11 protein-coding genes are annotated in these 16,626 nt (G+C 37.1%); 8 read left to right on the top strand and 3 right to left on the bottom strand.

The genetic code is table 11. The features are described 5' to 3' along the window. The first annotated feature begins 321 nt into the window (after window positions 1-321). From EL17_RS18985 to EL17_RS18950, 8 genes are all read left to right on the top strand, one after another. Window positions 322-2,670, top strand: a complete 2,349-nt coding sequence (locus EL17_RS18985; protein ID WP_035077908.1) for a type I restriction-modification system subunit M — start codon at window positions 322-324, stop codon at window positions 2,668-2,670. Further along, the gene (locus EL17_RS18980; protein WP_035077905.1) at window positions 2,670-3,911 is read left to right on the top strand and encodes a restriction endonuclease subunit S; all 1,242 of its coding nucleotides are present in this window, start codon (window positions 2,670-2,672) and stop codon (window positions 3,909-3,911) included. Before EL17_RS18985 ends, EL17_RS18980 begins: the two co-directional genes overlap by 1 nt. 35 nt (window positions 3,912-3,946) lie before the next feature. Further along, window positions 3,947-7,153 (top strand): sacsin N-terminal ATP-binding-like domain-containing protein, encoded by a 3,207-nt coding sequence (locus EL17_RS18975; RefSeq protein ID WP_035077903.1) that lies wholly within the window; start codon window positions 3,947-3,949, stop codon window positions 7,151-7,153. After that, a complete protein-coding gene (locus tag EL17_RS18970) occupies window positions 7,141-10,233 on the top strand; it encodes a type I restriction endonuclease subunit R (protein WP_035077901.1) in 3,093 nt (1,030 codons plus the stop codon). The genes EL17_RS18975 and EL17_RS18970 overlap by 13 nt, the downstream gene beginning before the upstream one ends. A 17-nt stretch (window positions 10,234-10,250) precedes the next feature. After that, the gene (locus EL17_RS18965; protein WP_035077899.1) at window positions 10,251-10,871 is read left to right on the top strand and encodes a hypothetical protein; all 621 of its coding nucleotides are present in this window, start codon (window positions 10,251-10,253) and stop codon (window positions 10,869-10,871) included. A gap of 7 nt (window positions 10,872-10,878) precedes the next feature. Continuing rightward, entirely contained in the window at window positions 10,879-11,721 is an 843-nt protein-coding gene (locus EL17_RS18960) for a GIY-YIG nuclease family protein (RefSeq protein WP_035077896.1), read from the top strand. Between the two features lie 102 nt (window positions 11,722-11,823). Next, window positions 11,824-12,114 carry an IS66 family insertion sequence element accessory protein TnpA gene (tnpA, locus tag EL17_RS18955; RefSeq protein ID WP_035077893.1) on the top strand — a complete coding sequence of 97 codons (291 nt, stop codon included), beginning with the start codon at window positions 11,824-11,826 and terminating at the stop codon, window positions 12,112-12,114. Next, entirely contained in the window at window positions 12,114-12,497 is a 384-nt protein-coding gene (locus EL17_RS18950; protein ID WP_051720194.1) for an IS66 family transposase, read from the top strand. The genes tnpA and EL17_RS18950 overlap by 1 nt, the downstream gene beginning before the upstream one ends. Window positions 12,498-12,652: 155 nt before the next feature. Here EL17_RS18950 and EL17_RS18945 read toward each other — a convergent pair whose 3' ends face one another. The 3 genes from EL17_RS18945 to EL17_RS18935 all read right to left on the bottom strand — a co-directional run bounded on the left by EL17_RS18945 (window position 12,653) and on the right by EL17_RS18935 (window position 16,079). Then, window positions 12,653-13,111, bottom strand: a complete 459-nt coding sequence (locus EL17_RS18945) for a hypothetical protein (protein WP_035077890.1) — start codon at window positions 13,109-13,111, stop codon at window positions 12,653-12,655. Between the two features lie 68 nt (window positions 13,112-13,179). Continuing rightward, window positions 13,180-14,106 (bottom strand): hypothetical protein, encoded by a 927-nt coding sequence (locus tag EL17_RS18940; RefSeq protein WP_035077887.1) that lies wholly within the window; start codon window positions 14,104-14,106, stop codon window positions 13,180-13,182. Beyond that, complete coding sequence (locus EL17_RS18935) at window positions 14,106-16,079, bottom strand: ATP-binding protein (RefSeq protein WP_035077885.1); 1,974 nt, start codon at window positions 16,077-16,079, stop codon at window positions 14,106-14,108. Before EL17_RS18935 ends, EL17_RS18940 begins: the two co-directional genes overlap by 1 nt. Window positions 16,080-16,626: the final 547 nt, after the last annotated feature.

The raw sequence follows: 16,626 nt of genomic DNA, 5'->3' as shown, positions 1-16,626 counted from the left end.
ATCAATATTCTATTTAATACTGATAAGCCAAGGTTTAATCATTCCAATAAACCCAAAAATTTCATTCTGATCTATGCTCAATAAAATAACTTCTCCTCATATTCTCTGACATTCCATATTTAATGATCTTCATATAATTAAATTTGTATTTTAAAAGACAGAAATAAAATTACCCTGATTAGGGTATTGCGAGCTATTCGCATATTCTGTAGGTTTAGGGATGGAAAATAAGGCTAAATGATTTTTTTTATTTAAGTTATAGGTTTTCTGGACCTCTTTACCAGAAATTTTATTTATAATTAAATTTTCAGTATTCTAAGAATGACTTCATCAGTTCACAATAAATTAGTTTCCTTCATCTGGTCGATTGCCGACGACTGTCTCAGAGATGTGTATGTAAGAGGGAAATACAGGGATGTAATCCTGCCCATGGTGGTATTGCGCAGGCTGGATGCTTTGTTGGAACCTACCAAAGATGCCGTACTGGCTGAACTTGCTTTCCAGCGGGATGAGGCAAAGTTTACCGAATGGGATGAAAATGGCCTACGGGATGCTTCGGGCTATGTGTTTTATAATACCAGCGAATGGACACTTCAAAGGCTGTTTGACACCGCATCAAACAGCCAGCAAATGCTGCAGGCCAATGTTGAAGATTACCTAAACTGCTTTAGTCCCAATGTAAAGGAGATCATCGAAAAATTCAAGCTAAAAAGCCAGGTGCGCCACATGGCTTCCAAAGATGTGCTGCTGGATGTTTTGGAAAAATTCACCTCTCCCTATATAAACCTTACACCTTTTGATAAGGAAGATCCTGACGGACGAAAGCTCCCTGCCCTGAGCAACCTGGGAATGGGTTATGTATTCGAGGAACTGATCAGGAAATTCAATGAGGAAAATAACGAGGAGGCTGGGGAACACTTTACGCCTAGGGAGGTGATCGACCTGATGACGCATATCATCTTCGAACCTGTAAAAGACAACCTGCCGCCTGTACTTACAATCTACGATCCTGCCTGTGGGAGTGGTGGTATGCTGACCGAGTCCCAAAACTTTATCAAAGATGAAGAGGGTGTCATCAAGGCCATGGGTGACGTGCACCTTTATGGTAAAGAGATCAACGATGAAACCTACGCTATCTGTAAGTCTGATATGATGATTAAGGGCAACAACCCCGAAAATATCCGCGTTGGCTCGACTCTTAGTACGGACGAATTTTCAGGCATGAATTTTAATTTTATGCTCTCCAATCCGCCGTATGGCAAGTCCTGGAGCAGTGAGCAAAAGTATATCAAGGACGGCAAAGATGTGATTGACCCGCGCTTTATTGTCAAGCTTAAGGATTACTGGGGCAATGAAGAGGACATGGATGCCACTCCCAGATCCTCTGATGGGCAATTACTGTTTCTGATGGAAATGGTTAACAAGATGAAACCTTTGCATCAGAGTGCCATGGGATCCCGTATAGCCTCTGTACATAATGGTTCCAGTCTTTTTACAGGCGATGCAGGCGGTGGTGAAAGCAATATACGCCGATATATAATAGAAAATGATTGGTTGGAAGCAATTGTTCAGTTGCCAAACAACCTTTTCTACAATACTGGCATCACAACCTATATCTGGATTCTAAGTAACAACAAAGCTCCTCATCGAAAAGAAAAAGTACAGCTGATCGATGCTGGCCAACTTTACCGCAAGCTCCGCAAAAACCTCGGCAACAAAAACTGTGAGTTTTCTCCTGAACATATCCGTGAAATCGTGCAGGTTTATGAGGAAATGCAGGCTGTTGAGCGTGAAGGGGACGAGGGCATTGCTTCCAAACTATTTGATAATACTGACTTCGGCTATTATAAAGTCACCATAGAACGCCCTAAACGTTTAAAGGCGCAGTTCACTGCAGAGCGAATTGCTGATCTTCGCTTTGATAAATCCTTGCGTGGACCTATGGATTGGGCTTATGGGGAATTTGGGGAGGAAGTGTACACTCATCTTGCCAAACATGAAAAAGCAATACTGGACTGGGCTGAAAAGCAAGAACTAAACTTGAGTGCTAAGCAGGCAAAAGCGCTGGTAAATAAAAGCACTTGGCAGAAGCAACTCGAATTAGTGGAAGCTGCTACCAGTTTGATGCAGGCAATTGGCTCCGAAACCTACACGGATTTCAATATTTTTAGAACCGAAGTGGATGCTGTACTGAAAGCGCAAAAGTCAAAACTCTCCGCAGCACAAAAGAAGGCCATCCTCAATGCTGTCAGCTGGTATGATGCCAATGCTGAAAAAGTGGTGAAGGCAATCAAAAAACTTGGAGGAGATAAACTGCAAAAGGAATTAGATCACTTAGGATGTACCGAAGCCCATCTTCCAGACTACGGCCTTTACCCTACTGGTAAGAAAGGTGAATATATAGAATATGAAACAGAAAGCGATTTGCGGGACACAGAAAATGTATCGCTAAAGGAAAATATTTATGACTATTTCCTACGAGAAGTAAAGCCGCATGTAACTGAAGCTTGGATTAATATGGATGCGACCAAAATCGGTTATGAGATCAGTTTTAATAAATACTTTTATCGTCATAAGCCATTGCGCAGTATTGAAGAAGTAAGTAAAGATATTTTGGCTTTGGAAGAAGAAAGTGATGGTTTGATCCGTGAAATATTATCCCTAGCATAATGGAAGCATCTGTAGAAGAATTAAAAGTAGCGAAATACCCAGCATATAAAGATTCAGGTGTAGAATGGTTGGGGGAGATTCCGGAGCATTGGGACACTTTAGCTAACAAATATATTTTTATCTTAAAGAAAAACCTTGTTGGGAAAAAGTCAGGAGATTTTGTCTTGCTCTCCCTTACTTTGAACGGCCTCATTAAACGTGATATGGTAAACCCACAAGGTAAATTTCCGGCTGAGTATAATACTTATCAGGAAGTTAAAAAAGGAGACTTTGTCTTTTGCTTGTTTGATGTTGAGGAAACTCCAAGAACAGTTGGACTATCAAACTACGATGGAATGATTACGGGAGCATATACTGTAATGAAACCGAATGATAATTTCGATAAAGGATTTCTATATTATTTTTATTTGAATCTGGATGCTGACAAAAGACTTAAACCACTCTATACAGGTTTAAGAAACACTATTTCTAAGGAGAATTTCTTTTCATTTAGAACATTTGTTCCACCCAAAAATGAACAAACCGCCATAGCCCAATTCCTTGACCGCAAGACTGCCCAGATAGACAAAGCCATTGCCATCAAGGAAAAGCAGATCGTCCTGCTCAAGGAGCGCAGGCAGATCCTCATCCACCAAGCAGTCACCCGTGGCCTAAATCCAGATGTACCCATAAAGGATAGCGGCGTGGAATGGATCGGGGAGATACCGGAGCATTGGGAGGTAAAAGCTTTAAAGCATATTGCTTATTTACAAAGTGGAGAAACAATATCTGCAGAAAAATTTATTGAAGAAGGGTTTCCAGTTTTTGGTGGAAATGGTTTCAGAGGTTATACAACCACCTTTACTAATGAAGGTGAATACGTTTTAATAGGACGTCAGGGTGCACTATGTGGAAATGTCAATTATGCAAAAGGTAAATTTTTTGCCTCAGAACATGCAATTGTAGTTTACCCCCTACAAAATCAAAGCACATATTGGTTGGGAGAAACTATTAAACAAGCTGAATTCAATAGGTTGTCACAATCAGCTGCTCAACCTGGTATTGCTGTTAGTGTAATTAAGAATGTCCTGTTCCCATATCCACCTAGAGAGGAACAAACAGAAATGGCATGCTTTCTAAAACTAATGACTGAAAAAACGGAGGTTGTAATATCATGTAAAAAAAATGAGATTGAAAAGCTAAAGGAATATAAGGTAAGCCTGATCAATAGTGCGGTGACAGGAAAGATTAAAGTAAGTTAAATAATTAATAAAATATAAACTGAAAAATTTTTTACATGAATCAAATAATACAAATTAATCGCGATGAAATTTTAAAACAAGCACAAGATGAATCCGAGCTGTCCGATTTGAAACAACATGCTGATAAGATGATAAGAGGTTTTGAAAACTTCAATAATTTTTCTTCTAACCGCGCTATTTGGGAAATGGTACAGAATGCCTGTGATCTAACTAAGGAGTGTGAAGTGCTAATAGATTACAGTAATAATAACTTTTCTTTTACCCATAATGGAAGACCATTCACAACGAAGGCTCTAATTTCTTTGATAAAGCAGGTGAGTGGAAAGTATGGAGAAGATTCTGATATATCTGAAGTTGGTAAATATGGTACAGGCTTTTTAACCACTCACACATTCGGAAGAAAATTCCTTATTAACTCCATATTGGAAGCAAATAATGCCTTCTTTGAGATAAAAGACTTCCTTATCGACAGAAGTCCTAAAGAATGGAAGGAATTGAGCAATAACATAAGAACACAGAAAAACAATGTCTATAAACTTATTACGGAAGGAGCTATTGTTTTTAATTCTGATCCAAGAACGACATTTACTTATCTCCCTGAAACTGAACAAGAGCATAACTACATAGCAGAGTCAAGCCAGGATCTGGAAGACTATGTACCTCTTGTGCTTACAATTAACGATAGACTAAAAAAGGTAACTATACTTGACAAGTCTGGTACTGAAACAACATTTATCCGGACAAATAAACAACCAGTACCAAATGAGTATGGCATAAATTTATTCAAGATCATAATTTCTAAGAACGGATACAATAAGGTCCTATACAGTATTCTTGATACAGAAGATGAAATAGAAATTATCTTACCTATCAATGAGCAATTAGAGTTGTTCGAGTTTCCAGAGCGCATTGCACGGTTATTTCTATACTATCCACTGGTAGGTTCAGAAAAATTTGGTTTAAACTTTATAATCAATTGCAATAAGTTCTTACCTACCGAACCAAGAGATGGGATACACTTAAAGAGCAATAAGGACCAGGTAAAAGACCAGGAACAGGAAAATAGGAGAATTGTTGAAAAGGCATCTCAGATGATTTTTAACTTCCTTAACAATAAAGTGCTGAATGTACCTAACCCACTATTATATGCCAAGATCAACTTCAAAAGGAATTCTGATAATGGTTTACTGAATGAATACTTCGAAGAGCTACAAGCCACATGGACGGAGCACTTCAAATCCTTACCAATTGTAGAAACCGTTGATGGTTTCAAGTCTGTAAGTGAGATAGTTTTCTTTGATCAGGATCTATTAAACAGTTCTTTTGTTTTTAATGAGATTTACGAACTAGTTTCTATATTCCATACCAATATACCTGTCAAAAATAATATTAGTTTATGGAGCAGGTTTGTAAGTGAATGGACAAATAAAGACGTACATTTCATAAGCCATCAAGATCTCATAGAAGCTATATCAGAAGAGCATCTTTCGGCATTCAATAAAACCTGCTTAATTAAGTACTACAAGAACTTAATAGAAGAGGGGAAGAAGAATTTTTTTGCAGACTACACATTACTGCCAAATCTGGATGGTAAGTTCTGTTTACTTTCTACATTATTAATCCCAAAAGATCTAACATCAATATTGTTTGAAATGGGTAAGGTTTTAATCCCTCACTCAATGGACAGGCTAGTGCATGAAGACTTCCGTTTTGATTTTAACTTTGAGAAGTTCACCAGAAAAGACTTCTCAACTAATGTAAAATTGAAGCTTGACGAAATGCAGGCTTCTAATTGTATATGTAAACCTCAGCCGTTTAATCAGGAACATTACAATTATATTAATCTTGATCAAAGTAACACACTGGATTACACTTTCTTTATTACTCTGCTAAATTATTGTAAGCTAAATAACAGTTTAGAATCGAATAGCAAGCCTGCCAAACTGGCAAAAATCATTAGCAGGTATTACGGACTGGAAGATAATCTAATCTATTTGCCAAACCTTGATGAGCAGGAGGAGAACCTAGACATTCGTTCATCAAGAAAAATATTGGTAAAAGTATTTTTTAATCTGATAGAGTACCATAATAACCAGTGGGTGAGTAGTAATATTCCACTGCTATTAGAAATCGCCAACAATAATGAGGACAGCTTAAAAGAGGCTTATTCTGAGGCTGAAATTTATCCTAATCAGATAGATCAGCTAAAAGCTACCATTACTTTAAAAAGAGACATTGATGTCTCAGATGAGGTAAAGGACCTATATGATAAAGTGACTAAGGATGAGATTAGATCGCATTTGGTATACAAACAGTTCAATGAGTTTGTAGATGAAGATCGCTTTATAACCAACAAATATCTGGCACTTCAAATTGAAGATTGCTTCTTTGATAATGATATTTATAAGATTAATGAGCATCCATTCAAAGATGATATCCTAAAGATTATATCTAAGCTTAGAGAAAAGTATTATGCTGAATTGTTCCCTAGGTTAGATGATAAAAAAGCTAACCTAATGTTGGATATTGTAACAAATGAAAATACTAAGGATGATATATTTTCTATAGTGACATTGAAAGAGCATCAGCTTAAGAAATTGGGACTTCTTATACAGAATAAGGATTTTGAAGCAATTTTAGATAAAGCAGAAAACGTCATTCAGCTTGAATTAGAAAAGCAATCAGACTTTAGACATAAATATGAAATAGGAACCAACATTGAAAATTTAATTCTTCAAAGGTTATCCTCTGAACTTCAAAGTAGGGTTTCATTTAACAACTCCCAAGAAATGGAAACTTCAGATGTTCAGGGTGGCCAAGATATAGTAATTTCTTTAGATGGAGTCCCTATTTATTTCATTGAAGTTAAGTCTCGTTGGAATTCTAAAAGCTCTGTTTCTATGAGTAAATTACAATTACAGCGAGCGGTAGAAGAAAATGACAGATTTGCTTTGTGTTCAGTTGACATTTCTCATTATAGTGGTATTAATGATAGATATAAATTACCAATTGAAGATGTCATACCATTAACGAAATTCATTACAAATATAGGGGATGATATCAAACCCTTAGTTAACGAGAACCTCGTTGCTGAAAAAAATTATGAGACATCTATTCACCTTATTGACTATAGAGGTATAATACCCCAAGAAATAATTAATAAAGGTTATGATTTTGAAAAGTTTGTTGACTCACTTTCCTCATTTATCACAAAAATCTCATTATTAAAATGCCCAGCCTAACCAACGAACAAGCCCTGGAATCCGCCATCGAAAAGCGGCTTACCGGCACCTGTCTGGAAGACTTGAAATACGAGGGTTTTTCTTTTTCATCTGAAGAGCGGCAGAGTCTTTATAAAGGAGGTAACGGTTATTTTATAGGATCACCACAGGATTTCAATGCGGAGTACGCCTTAGATGAATACAGGTTCTGGAATTTTTTGGAAGAGACACAGGGAGAAGAATTGGCCAAGCTGAAAAAGCACAGTGATTGGAGGCTTAAAATCCTGCACCGTCTAAACTCGCTGATAAAGAAATATGGAGTTCTTAGAGTACTGAAAAAAGGATTACAGGTAGAAGATGCAGATTTTGCCTTGATGTATGTTTTGCCCCTAGCAAGCAGTGGTGAAACGGTAAAAAAGAATTTTGAAAGCAACGAGTTCAGCGTTACCCGTCAGATAAAACATTCCCTTGACAATCCACTGGAAGAGATAGATTTGGTGCTGTTTATAAACGGCTTGCCTTTCGCAACAGTGGAATTGAAGAATCAATGGACTGGACAGAACGCGAGGGTACATGCACAAAATCAGTACAAGAAAAGAGACATCAAACAGCCTTTGTTACAATTTGGACGCTGCATCGTACATTTTGCGGCAGATACAGACGAGGTGTATATGACTACAAGGCTGAATGGGCATAGTACTTTTTTTCTTCCATTTAATTTAGGCCATAATCATGGTAAGGGTAATCCTCCCAATCCCTTCGGTCACAAAACATCTTACCTTTGGGATGAGGTTTTGACCCGACAGAGCGTTGCCAATATCATTCAGCACTTTGTAAGATTTGATGGAAAAGAAAAAGATCCTCTTCATAAAAAGACTTTGTTTTTTCCGAGATATCACCAATTGGATGTAGTCAGGAAGATTATAGCAGATGCCAGCAAATACGGGGTGGATAGAACTTACCTGATCCAGCATTCTGCAGGTTCCGGCAAATCAAATTCCATTACCTGGGCTGCCTATCAGCTCATCGAAACCTATCCCGAAAGCGATAGCATACCAGGCAGTAAAGGTATACAGAATCCGTTGTTTGATTCTGTTATTGTGGTGACTGACCGAAGACTATTGGACAAGCAGTTGAGGGAGAATATCAAGGAATTCTCTGAAGTCAAAAACATTACTGCCCCAGCCTATTCAGCAAATGACTTAAAGAAATCTCTGGAAAGTGGAAAGCGGATTATTATTACCACCATTCAAAAGTTTCCATTTATTGTAGATGGGATTGCCGATCTGAGTGAAAAGCGTTTTGCCGTAATCATAGATGAAGCCCACAGTAGCCAAAGTGGCATAGCGGCTGACAATATGAACCGCGCCATGGGTAGCAGCAACCATGACATTGACGAGGAGCTAGAGCCCCAGGATAAGATTTTAGCTGCTATGAAGTCTAGAAAGATGCGAAACAATGCATCCTATATGGCTTTTACAGCAACACCAAAAAATGCTACCTTAGAAAAATTTGGCGTCAAACAGGAAGATGGATCATTTAGGCCTTTCCATCTATATTCCATGAAACAGGCCATAGAGGAAGGTTTTATTTTAGATGTGCTGTCAAATTATACTACATACAAGAGCTATTATGAAATAGAAAAATCCATCAATGATAATCCACTTTTTGACACAGTAAAGGCGCAGAAAAAGCTTAAGGCATTTGTAGAGCGAAATCCGGAAACCATAGCCACTAAAGCAGAAATAATGCTCGACCACTTTATAAAAAATGTGGTCAATGTCAAAAAACTGAAAGGCAAGGCAAAGGCAATGGTCGTCACCCAAAGCATAGAATCTGCCATTCGATATTATAGAGCTATAGAGAAGTTGCTCGAAAGCAAAGGAAATCCCTTCCGCATTGCCATCGCATTTTCGGGTAAGAAGAAAGTGGATGGAATAGAATATACCGAAGATGATATCAACAATTTTTCTCCAAACCTGGACAGCAGCAAACCTACCGACCCAGGTTATATCAGCGACAGGATTGCCAGATATTTTAATATGGATGAATACCGAATATTGGTAGTGGCTAATAAATATCTAACGGGATTCGATCAGCCCAAACTGTCTACCATGTACGTGGACAAGAAACTGCAAGGGGTACTTGCCGTACAGGCATTATCCCGTTTGAACCGATCGGCAAATAGTCTTGGAAAAAGAACGGAAGATTTATTTGTGCTGGACTTCTTCAATTCTGTTGAAGATATTAAAACAGCCTTCGATCCTTTCTATACGGCCACTTCCCTAAGCAAAGCTACAGATGTCAATGTACTCCATGATCTTAAAATGTATTTGGATGGAATTGGAGTATACGAATGGTCTGAAGTAGACAAATTTACACAGAATTATTTTGAGGGTTTAAGTGCGGATGAGAACTTGAGTCCAATCATTCAGGTAGCTGAAGAAAGGTTTAACTTTAAACTGGAACTTGAGGAAGATGAAAAAATTGATTATAAAATCAAAGCCAAACAGTTTGTAAAGGTCTATGGGCAAATGGCTTCCCTCCTGCCCTACGAAAAAATCGAATGGGAAAAGTTGTTTTGGTTCCTCAAATTTCTTATCCCAAAAATGATCATTAAGGATCCTGAGATAGATGCTTTGGATGGTTTGATGAATGCGGTTGATCTTTCTACTTATGGCTTGGAACGGGTTAAGCTTAGCGCCAGTATTGGATTGGATGACTCAGAATCAGAACTTGAGCCGCAAAATCCAAACCCCAGAGGTGCACATGGAAGTGACAAGGATGAAAACCCACTGGACCTGATTATTAAAGCATTTAATGAGAGGTGGTTCCAAGGCTGGGATGCCACACCGGATGAGCAGCGGGTTAAATTTGTGAGCTTGGCCACCCATATCCAGGCCCACCCTGATTATGAAGAAAAATACGCCCATAACGGCGACACTATCAACCGGGAAATAGCCTTCGCCAAAATCTTTAATGAAGTCATGGCCAAGCAACGCAAAAATGAACTGGATCTGTATAGGATGGTCGCAACGGATGATTCATTTAGGGTGGCCATGCAGGATACGTTGAAGAGAATATTGGGGGCTGATAGATAATATTAATTTTGAATAATATGTCACCTACTTGGCTTGAATTTCTTTTCGATAATAATATGGATATTTTACCAAAAATTTTAATTGTATTATCTGGTGTTTTTGCGCTTATTAAAAAAAGCAAAGATCATTTATCGAGTTTACGCTCAAAACAAGAATTGAAATTGGATTTAGAGATTTATAATCTTTTAAAAAAGCATACGGAATTATTTAAACCAGAAGTGTCCGACTCAATTGAGAAAAAAATTACAATAGAATATATTGATGAAAAGAATGATATCTCCACTTTTGTAACGGGCCTTGTAGTATTTATTGGGTTTGGGTTATGGTCAATAGATCTGTATATGAATCAAAATAAATTTAATCCTTGGATCATCGCAACATTATTTATGGCACTTACGGGATTTTCATTAATATTTGAAAAAAAGTCTAACACAAAACAAGAAGGCCCTTTTTATCAAATAGGTTTTTATAATAAATCAAATCTACAATTTGCATTTATATTTTTTGTAATTTTCATTATAATTACTCCTTTGATCTATTATTATAATGGTATATTTTCATTTTGGCTACTATGTTCAGGTGTATTTTTAATCATAAGTATAAATGCTATTTCTAGATCTATCAGAAAAATTAACTAATTTTTAAATGAATTTCGGAAAAACAATCCGTCTATTTTTAGTAGATGGTACTTCAAATGGTTTAATAACTGCAGAACTCAGTAATTGGACGGGCATAGGTGTAAAGGTGCCGAGGATAAAAGTTAAAGAATACAGCAAGAGAAATGAATTCCAAAAACCTGGGGTTTATATTTTAATAGGAAAGGGAGAAAATAATGAAGATGCATCCTATATAGGTGAAGCAGAGGTAATATTTGATCGTTTGCAACACCATATCGCAAAGAAAGAATTTTGGAACGAAGTTATCTTTTTTAGTAGTAAGGACAAATACCTGAATAAGGCCAGCGTAAAGTATTTAGAAAGTAGATTGCATGAGTTGGCTCAACTTTCCAATCGTTATGCTGTAATTCAGAATATTCCCACACGTCCTGAATTATCAGAGGCTGAACAGGCAGAGTTAGAAGAATTTCTATCCAACATAAAAATTCTTACCAGTGCATTAGGACATAAGATTTTTGAATCTGTAGAAGAAACTGTTCAGGACCCTCTTAAAGAGGAGATTTATACATGTAGTAATGGAGCAGGTGCCTATGCAAAAGGGAAACCTTCGACTGAAGGATTTTTAATTTATCAAGGGGCTCAATTTATAGCTCTTGAACAAAAGTCCTTATCCACTAGCATCATTGAAGAACGTAGCAAAATGCTCAACACTGAACAGCTTATTCCAATGGGAGACTTTTATGAACTAACAAAAAATTACATTACCAGTTCACCCTCAAGAGCTGCCTCTATGATCTTAGCCCGATCAGCTAGCGGTCCTTTGGAATGGAAAACTGATAAGGGTGTACAGTTGAAACAGATGGAGAAGTAAAATAATTAATTTATGTCTTATAATCAAAGATCTTTAAATTCAAGGTATCCGTCCGATAAACCCCATATTCCAAATTTAATGATTTGATGCTAATGTTGCATTATGAAAAAGATTAGCAACGAAGCGTATCAGAACCTGTTTATTAGGTGGCAGGAATCCGGGATCAGAAAGGCTGAATTCGCCATTAGAGAAGATCTATCAAAGAATGCGTTTTATTATTGGTGCAGAAAGTTTGAAGAAGGTATTACTTCAGGGGGATCAAGAGGTTTTGCCCAAATTAGGACCGGATCCTCTTTTAAGAATGATCCTGTAGTCCGTATTAATTATCCATCCGGAGTAAGTATAGAATTTTTTGGGCAGATAGAGCCTGAGACCGTCAAGAGACTTTTGTAATGCTGGCACTGTCCAGTTCGACCAGATACTTTAAATACAGCTACAGGCCGGAGAGTCCGATGGGCAAAGCAGTTGCTTACGCACATAAGAGATGGACAGGTTTGAGCGCCTATGTTTTGCACGGCCAGATGGAAATCGAAAACAACCTTGTCGAAAATGCAGTGAGACCTTTTGCAGTCGGCCTCAAAGCCTACCTGTTTGCAGGATCCCATGATGCTTCAGAAATGACAGCCGCCATGTACTCCTTTATGGCCAGCTGCAAAAAGAATAAAGTCAATGAATTTGAGTGGCTCAGGGATGTCTTCGAAAGAATACACAGACACAAGCGAAAAGACCTTTATCAGCTTTTACCCTCTAACTGGGAAGAATACAGGCTTAAATAATAATCCCAGTTAAACAACATGCGGTTCGTCGGATGGATACAACGTAACTACCCATTTCCCACATCGTAATTTGCCATATCGAGGCTTCGTCACTGGTTTATTTACATTCACCTCCATCAGTACTCACCTTCAGGGATCGATGTCTCCGTTTTTCCTTAGCCGTTCACCACAACAGTATTTCCACTAATTGCAGCGTAAGGTGGTTTGATAGCTACTCCGGCAAGTCGCCATCGGAAGGCCAGTCTTTGATTTCTCATAAGTCTTCCATTCATTTCAAAGCATTCAGCCTCTAGGGCTGATTCAAGACACACACGTTTTGGCGCTTGGCGTTCGTGCGGGAATTCAGGGCACAATACTGTCAACCCAGCACTAAAGTTAAATTGAAAAACTGCACTTGAATTTACCACCGTCACCCCGCATGACGCAAAACCGCTGTTGGCAGCTGGCGTTCTTGTCCACTGTGTCTGAAAGTCGCTGTATGGTTGGGTTTTACGTGACATCGTCTGTTTGCTTTTTTGTCTGTCTGTGTCGGGTTGTGCGCTGGCGTGTCTTAATTTTCCACTAAAAGCGGGGGAGAAAAAATTTTGAAATTCTTCTTGGGTTGGGGCAAGCACTCTTACCGCATTTTTGGTCTGTGCGTTGGCTTGTGCGAATGCGGTATGTGTGTGACTGCTGCATGGGCTTAAATTATTCCTAGTTCTTTCAATATGTCGTTTTTAAATTTGCTAAATGGTCGGTTTATGAAGCTTGTTTCATCGTATTCTGTCCCGAATACAATTCGATACAAGTCTTCCTTTGAAACAATAACGTCTTTAAGGAGATTGGATTTTAATATTGTTAGGTATCTCTCCGAAAAATATTGTTTTGTCCTTAGTACGTCTAACAACTCACCTGTATGTGAATTGTAAACTTCTTCAATAGCAAAGGCATCAACTGTATTTTTTGCTTTTGATGGGTCAGGCGTTATGACTTTTACCTTTAAGCCATTTTTACTTTTATGTGAATATTTGTAAGTAAATGTAATGTCGCCTAATGCGTTGTCAAGGTATGGATGAGTATAATCATTCAAGGTCATTTTATGTGTTCCCTTTATACTTGAATTGCATATTGAGCATGACGGAATTAAATTGTAAAAAGAAATAGCAAGTAAAGGATTTTGCCTCTTATCGAAATAATGGTCAAATTGTGGTCTTGTTATTTTTTGGCCGTTGCTTGATATCACTGTGTTTGTGTAGTTTCTGTTACAATATGTGCAAGTTCTTACATCTAAATCCTCCGCCAGTTTATAGCCATCGTACATTTTTTTCTTCTTGTAAATAAAGGAATCATAATTAAAAACATGTTCCACTCCTTTCAGTAGGCTTTTAGATAATTTAACTGTCCCGTTTAGTCTTTGATTGATTTGATTTAAAACAGTCGGTCTTCCAATTAAAATTTCATCAAGATGCTCATTTATGTATAGGTCAAAGAAGCATTCAATTTGATTTGTATTTACACCTTCCAATTTTTTGATTGTATCAATACGCTTAAAAACAAAATCAAGCATTCCTTGATTGAAAGCCCTTTTAGCTTTTATAAACTTTGGTGTATTTGGATTGAGATACAGCATTATTTACCTAATCTTTTTCTAAGTTCTTGAAGTTTCTTGATTTGTTCGTCAATTACATCAGCCTGAAAGTTATCCTTAGTTTTGTCATCATACATTTCAGCCAATTTCCGTTGGATTATTGGCTCGTCAATTAACTTGATAACAGTTTTGTAATAGATTTTACTTTCAAAATTACCCTTGCTGTTCAGCCATTTTATTGTTTCCTGAATCTTGTCAAAGGCAAAGTTTCCAATTAAAGAGTCTTCTATAAAGAATGAATCTGCAATCAAGTCTGATATGTTAGCTCCAAACGTTTTTAATGGTCTCCGCTTATTGTTGAAATCAAGGATTTTTGAAGGACTGTTATAATCAAGTCGTTCAATGTATATCACATTTGCGTTAGGAAGGTCTGAAAGTGTAATTGGGTCGTGTGTGGTGAAAATTATTTCTAGAGTTGGTTTGTTTTCAAGTTCATCGAAGAAGTATGGCAAAGTTGATAAAAGTGCTTTTACATATTTTTTCTTCCATGTAATATGAAATGTAAGGTCTGCTTCATCGAGTAACATGATATAATGGTTACTTAACTTCCTGTATTTTAATTCCTTCAAATTGGTGTTCAGGAAATTATAAATTCTGGAATAGAAATTCAACAAGGCCCCTTCGCCTGAACTCATTCTCCTTTTGAAAGGCCTGTAGTTGATAAATTCCTCTATTTTCTCTCTTTCTTCAATGGTTAACTCATCCTTATTTTTATAGAATTTTGCATAATAGCTATTCAGTTCGTTTAGGAACTGTCTTTGAAGTTTCAAAATTTCAATTGCATCTTCGGTTGATGTTTGCAAAGTTGTATTTGAAACAGAATCTTCTTTGTCTGCTTTTTCTATAGCGGCATATATTTTCTCTAGAAATATTCTTATAACGCCTTCACTGAAAATGCTTTGGGGTTTTGTTGCTTTTAGTTTAATACCACTGTGTTTTACAAATAATAATAGAGTATCATAAGCTGATGCTGTTTCAATTTGCTCTTTTAATTCATCATAGGGGAAAAATCCTTCTTGAAGGAAAGAATTTCTTCTTTCCATTTGACGGTTTAATAGTGATAATATACATTTGATAACATTACGCTTTAAAATGTATTGATAAACTTGTGGTTCAGTTGCACCTTTATCTCTGTATACATGCCATTCTGAACTTTCTTTTTCAGCTTTTTCTTCGATAGTTTTTAAAATTGGTCTGAGTTGATATGGCGTGTTCCAATCTTTCTCCCTTATGTTGTAACCTCTAAAATGTAATATTGGCTCATAATGGCCTTGAAGTTCAAACAAGTCATTAAAGATTTGTTTGCGAACTAAATCAGAACTTAAGAAAGTAATTTGACGAATAGAATTTTTGAAAAGCAACTCTTGTGAAGCTGAGTATGGCCTGCCATTTTCGTTGGTGTCTTTTTCCCGAAATTCTTTTAAATCTTCTTCTACAATCTTATCGAATGATATATCATGATTATCGACATCGTCAAAGTTTGGATTGTATTTGTAGTCGTAGTGAGGAGAATAAAAAATCGTTTGAGATTTTTTGGTCACCCCTTTTTTTAATTCAATTTGATAGGTGTTTTGAGGTGTTGTTTCATGAAGAAAAACTTTCTTGAAGTCATTTCTTAGAATAAGAGGGTGCTTTCCATCTATTTCTACAAGAAATAATGAATTTGATTGAGGTAAAGCATATTTATGCTCAATAAATTCACTTCTAATAACGTCCAGTAACGTTGATTTACCTGCTCCGTTTTGCCCAACAATGGCATTTAGATTAGTTACTTTGCTTTGTAATTCTGTAAGATTGAAAAAATCGATAATGAATTTTTCGTTTAATGTTCGTCTGACAATGATGTTATTATCTACATTCTCAAATTCATAAAAGTATTGACCGCCAAAGTTTATTGTCTGTGGCTCTTTGAATATGTATTCATGGTCTTCTATGTAAACCGCTGCTAATCTCATTTCCCCTCCAAATAATTTAATTGTCCCAAATATGGTTTTTTATCAGTGCGTTGGTAAGAAACGGCTCTTTTGACTTTGCTGAAGGGTTGGCTCGTGGACAGGGTAAAGCCAAGTGTGCCGTTTGCGGGCTGGCATAGAATTTCAAATTTTTTTGTGCGGTGGGGAATAAAATTAAAACACAGAAGGGTAGGCAATGAGTGTCGGCTTACTCGTTGTCCGTTTACAATATGGTCTGTATGTCGTTGCTCACCTGTCAAAATTTGTTTCTCTTTTTCGTGTCAATGTCTGCGGTGTCGTGTCGTTTTACGCTTGCTGCCAACGTTTTGCTTCCCGCAACACTTGCGCTATTTGTTCTATATGGAATACATTGCGAAACAGTTGCGGATATTATCTATTTATCATGATTCAAAAAATAACGAAGCCATCCAATGCTATATCAAATGAGGGATCACACCTACCTCCTATTCGTTAATCTAAAAATCTCCTGAATATAAACTAAAACCCATCATTTTCCCAAAAAAACAAACCCTATAACTAAAAAATAATT

The organism is Anditalea andensis (assembly GCF_000714815.1).
Lineage (GTDB): Bacteria > Bacteroidota > Bacteroidia > Cytophagales > Cyclobacteriaceae > Anditalea > Anditalea andensis.
Note: the sequence above shows the minus strand (reverse complement) of the source record. Positions and strands in the feature narration are given on the sequence as shown.

Coding starts and splice junctions, on each gene's coding strand:
- tnpA (WP_035077893.1), top strand. CDS start 11,824: ATGAAAAAGATTAGCAACGAAGCGTATCAGAACCTGTTTATTAGGTGG.
- EL17_RS18960 (WP_035077896.1), top strand. CDS start 10,879: ATGAATTTCGGAAAAACAATCCGTCTATTTTTAGTAGATGGTACTTCA.
- EL17_RS18950 (WP_051720194.1), top strand. CDS start 12,114: ATGCTGGCACTGTCCAGTTCGACCAGATACTTTAAATACAGCTACAGG.
- EL17_RS18965 (WP_035077899.1), top strand. CDS start 10,251: ATGTCACCTACTTGGCTTGAATTTCTTTTCGATAATAATATGGATATT.
- EL17_RS18940 (WP_035077887.1), bottom strand. CDS start 14,106: ATGCTGTATCTCAATCCAAATACACCAAAGTTTATAAAAGCTAAAAGG.
- EL17_RS18980 (WP_035077905.1), top strand. CDS start 2,670: ATGGAAGCATCTGTAGAAGAATTAAAAGTAGCGAAATACCCAGCATAT.
- EL17_RS18985 (WP_035077908.1), top strand. CDS start 322: ATGACTTCATCAGTTCACAATAAATTAGTTTCCTTCATCTGGTCGATT.
- EL17_RS18975 (WP_035077903.1), top strand. CDS start 3,947: ATGAATCAAATAATACAAATTAATCGCGATGAAATTTTAAAACAAGCA.
- EL17_RS18970 (WP_035077901.1), top strand. CDS start 7,141: ATGCCCAGCCTAACCAACGAACAAGCCCTGGAATCCGCCATCGAAAAG.
- EL17_RS18935 (WP_035077885.1), bottom strand. CDS start 16,079: ATGAGATTAGCAGCGGTTTACATAGAAGACCATGAATACATATTCAAA.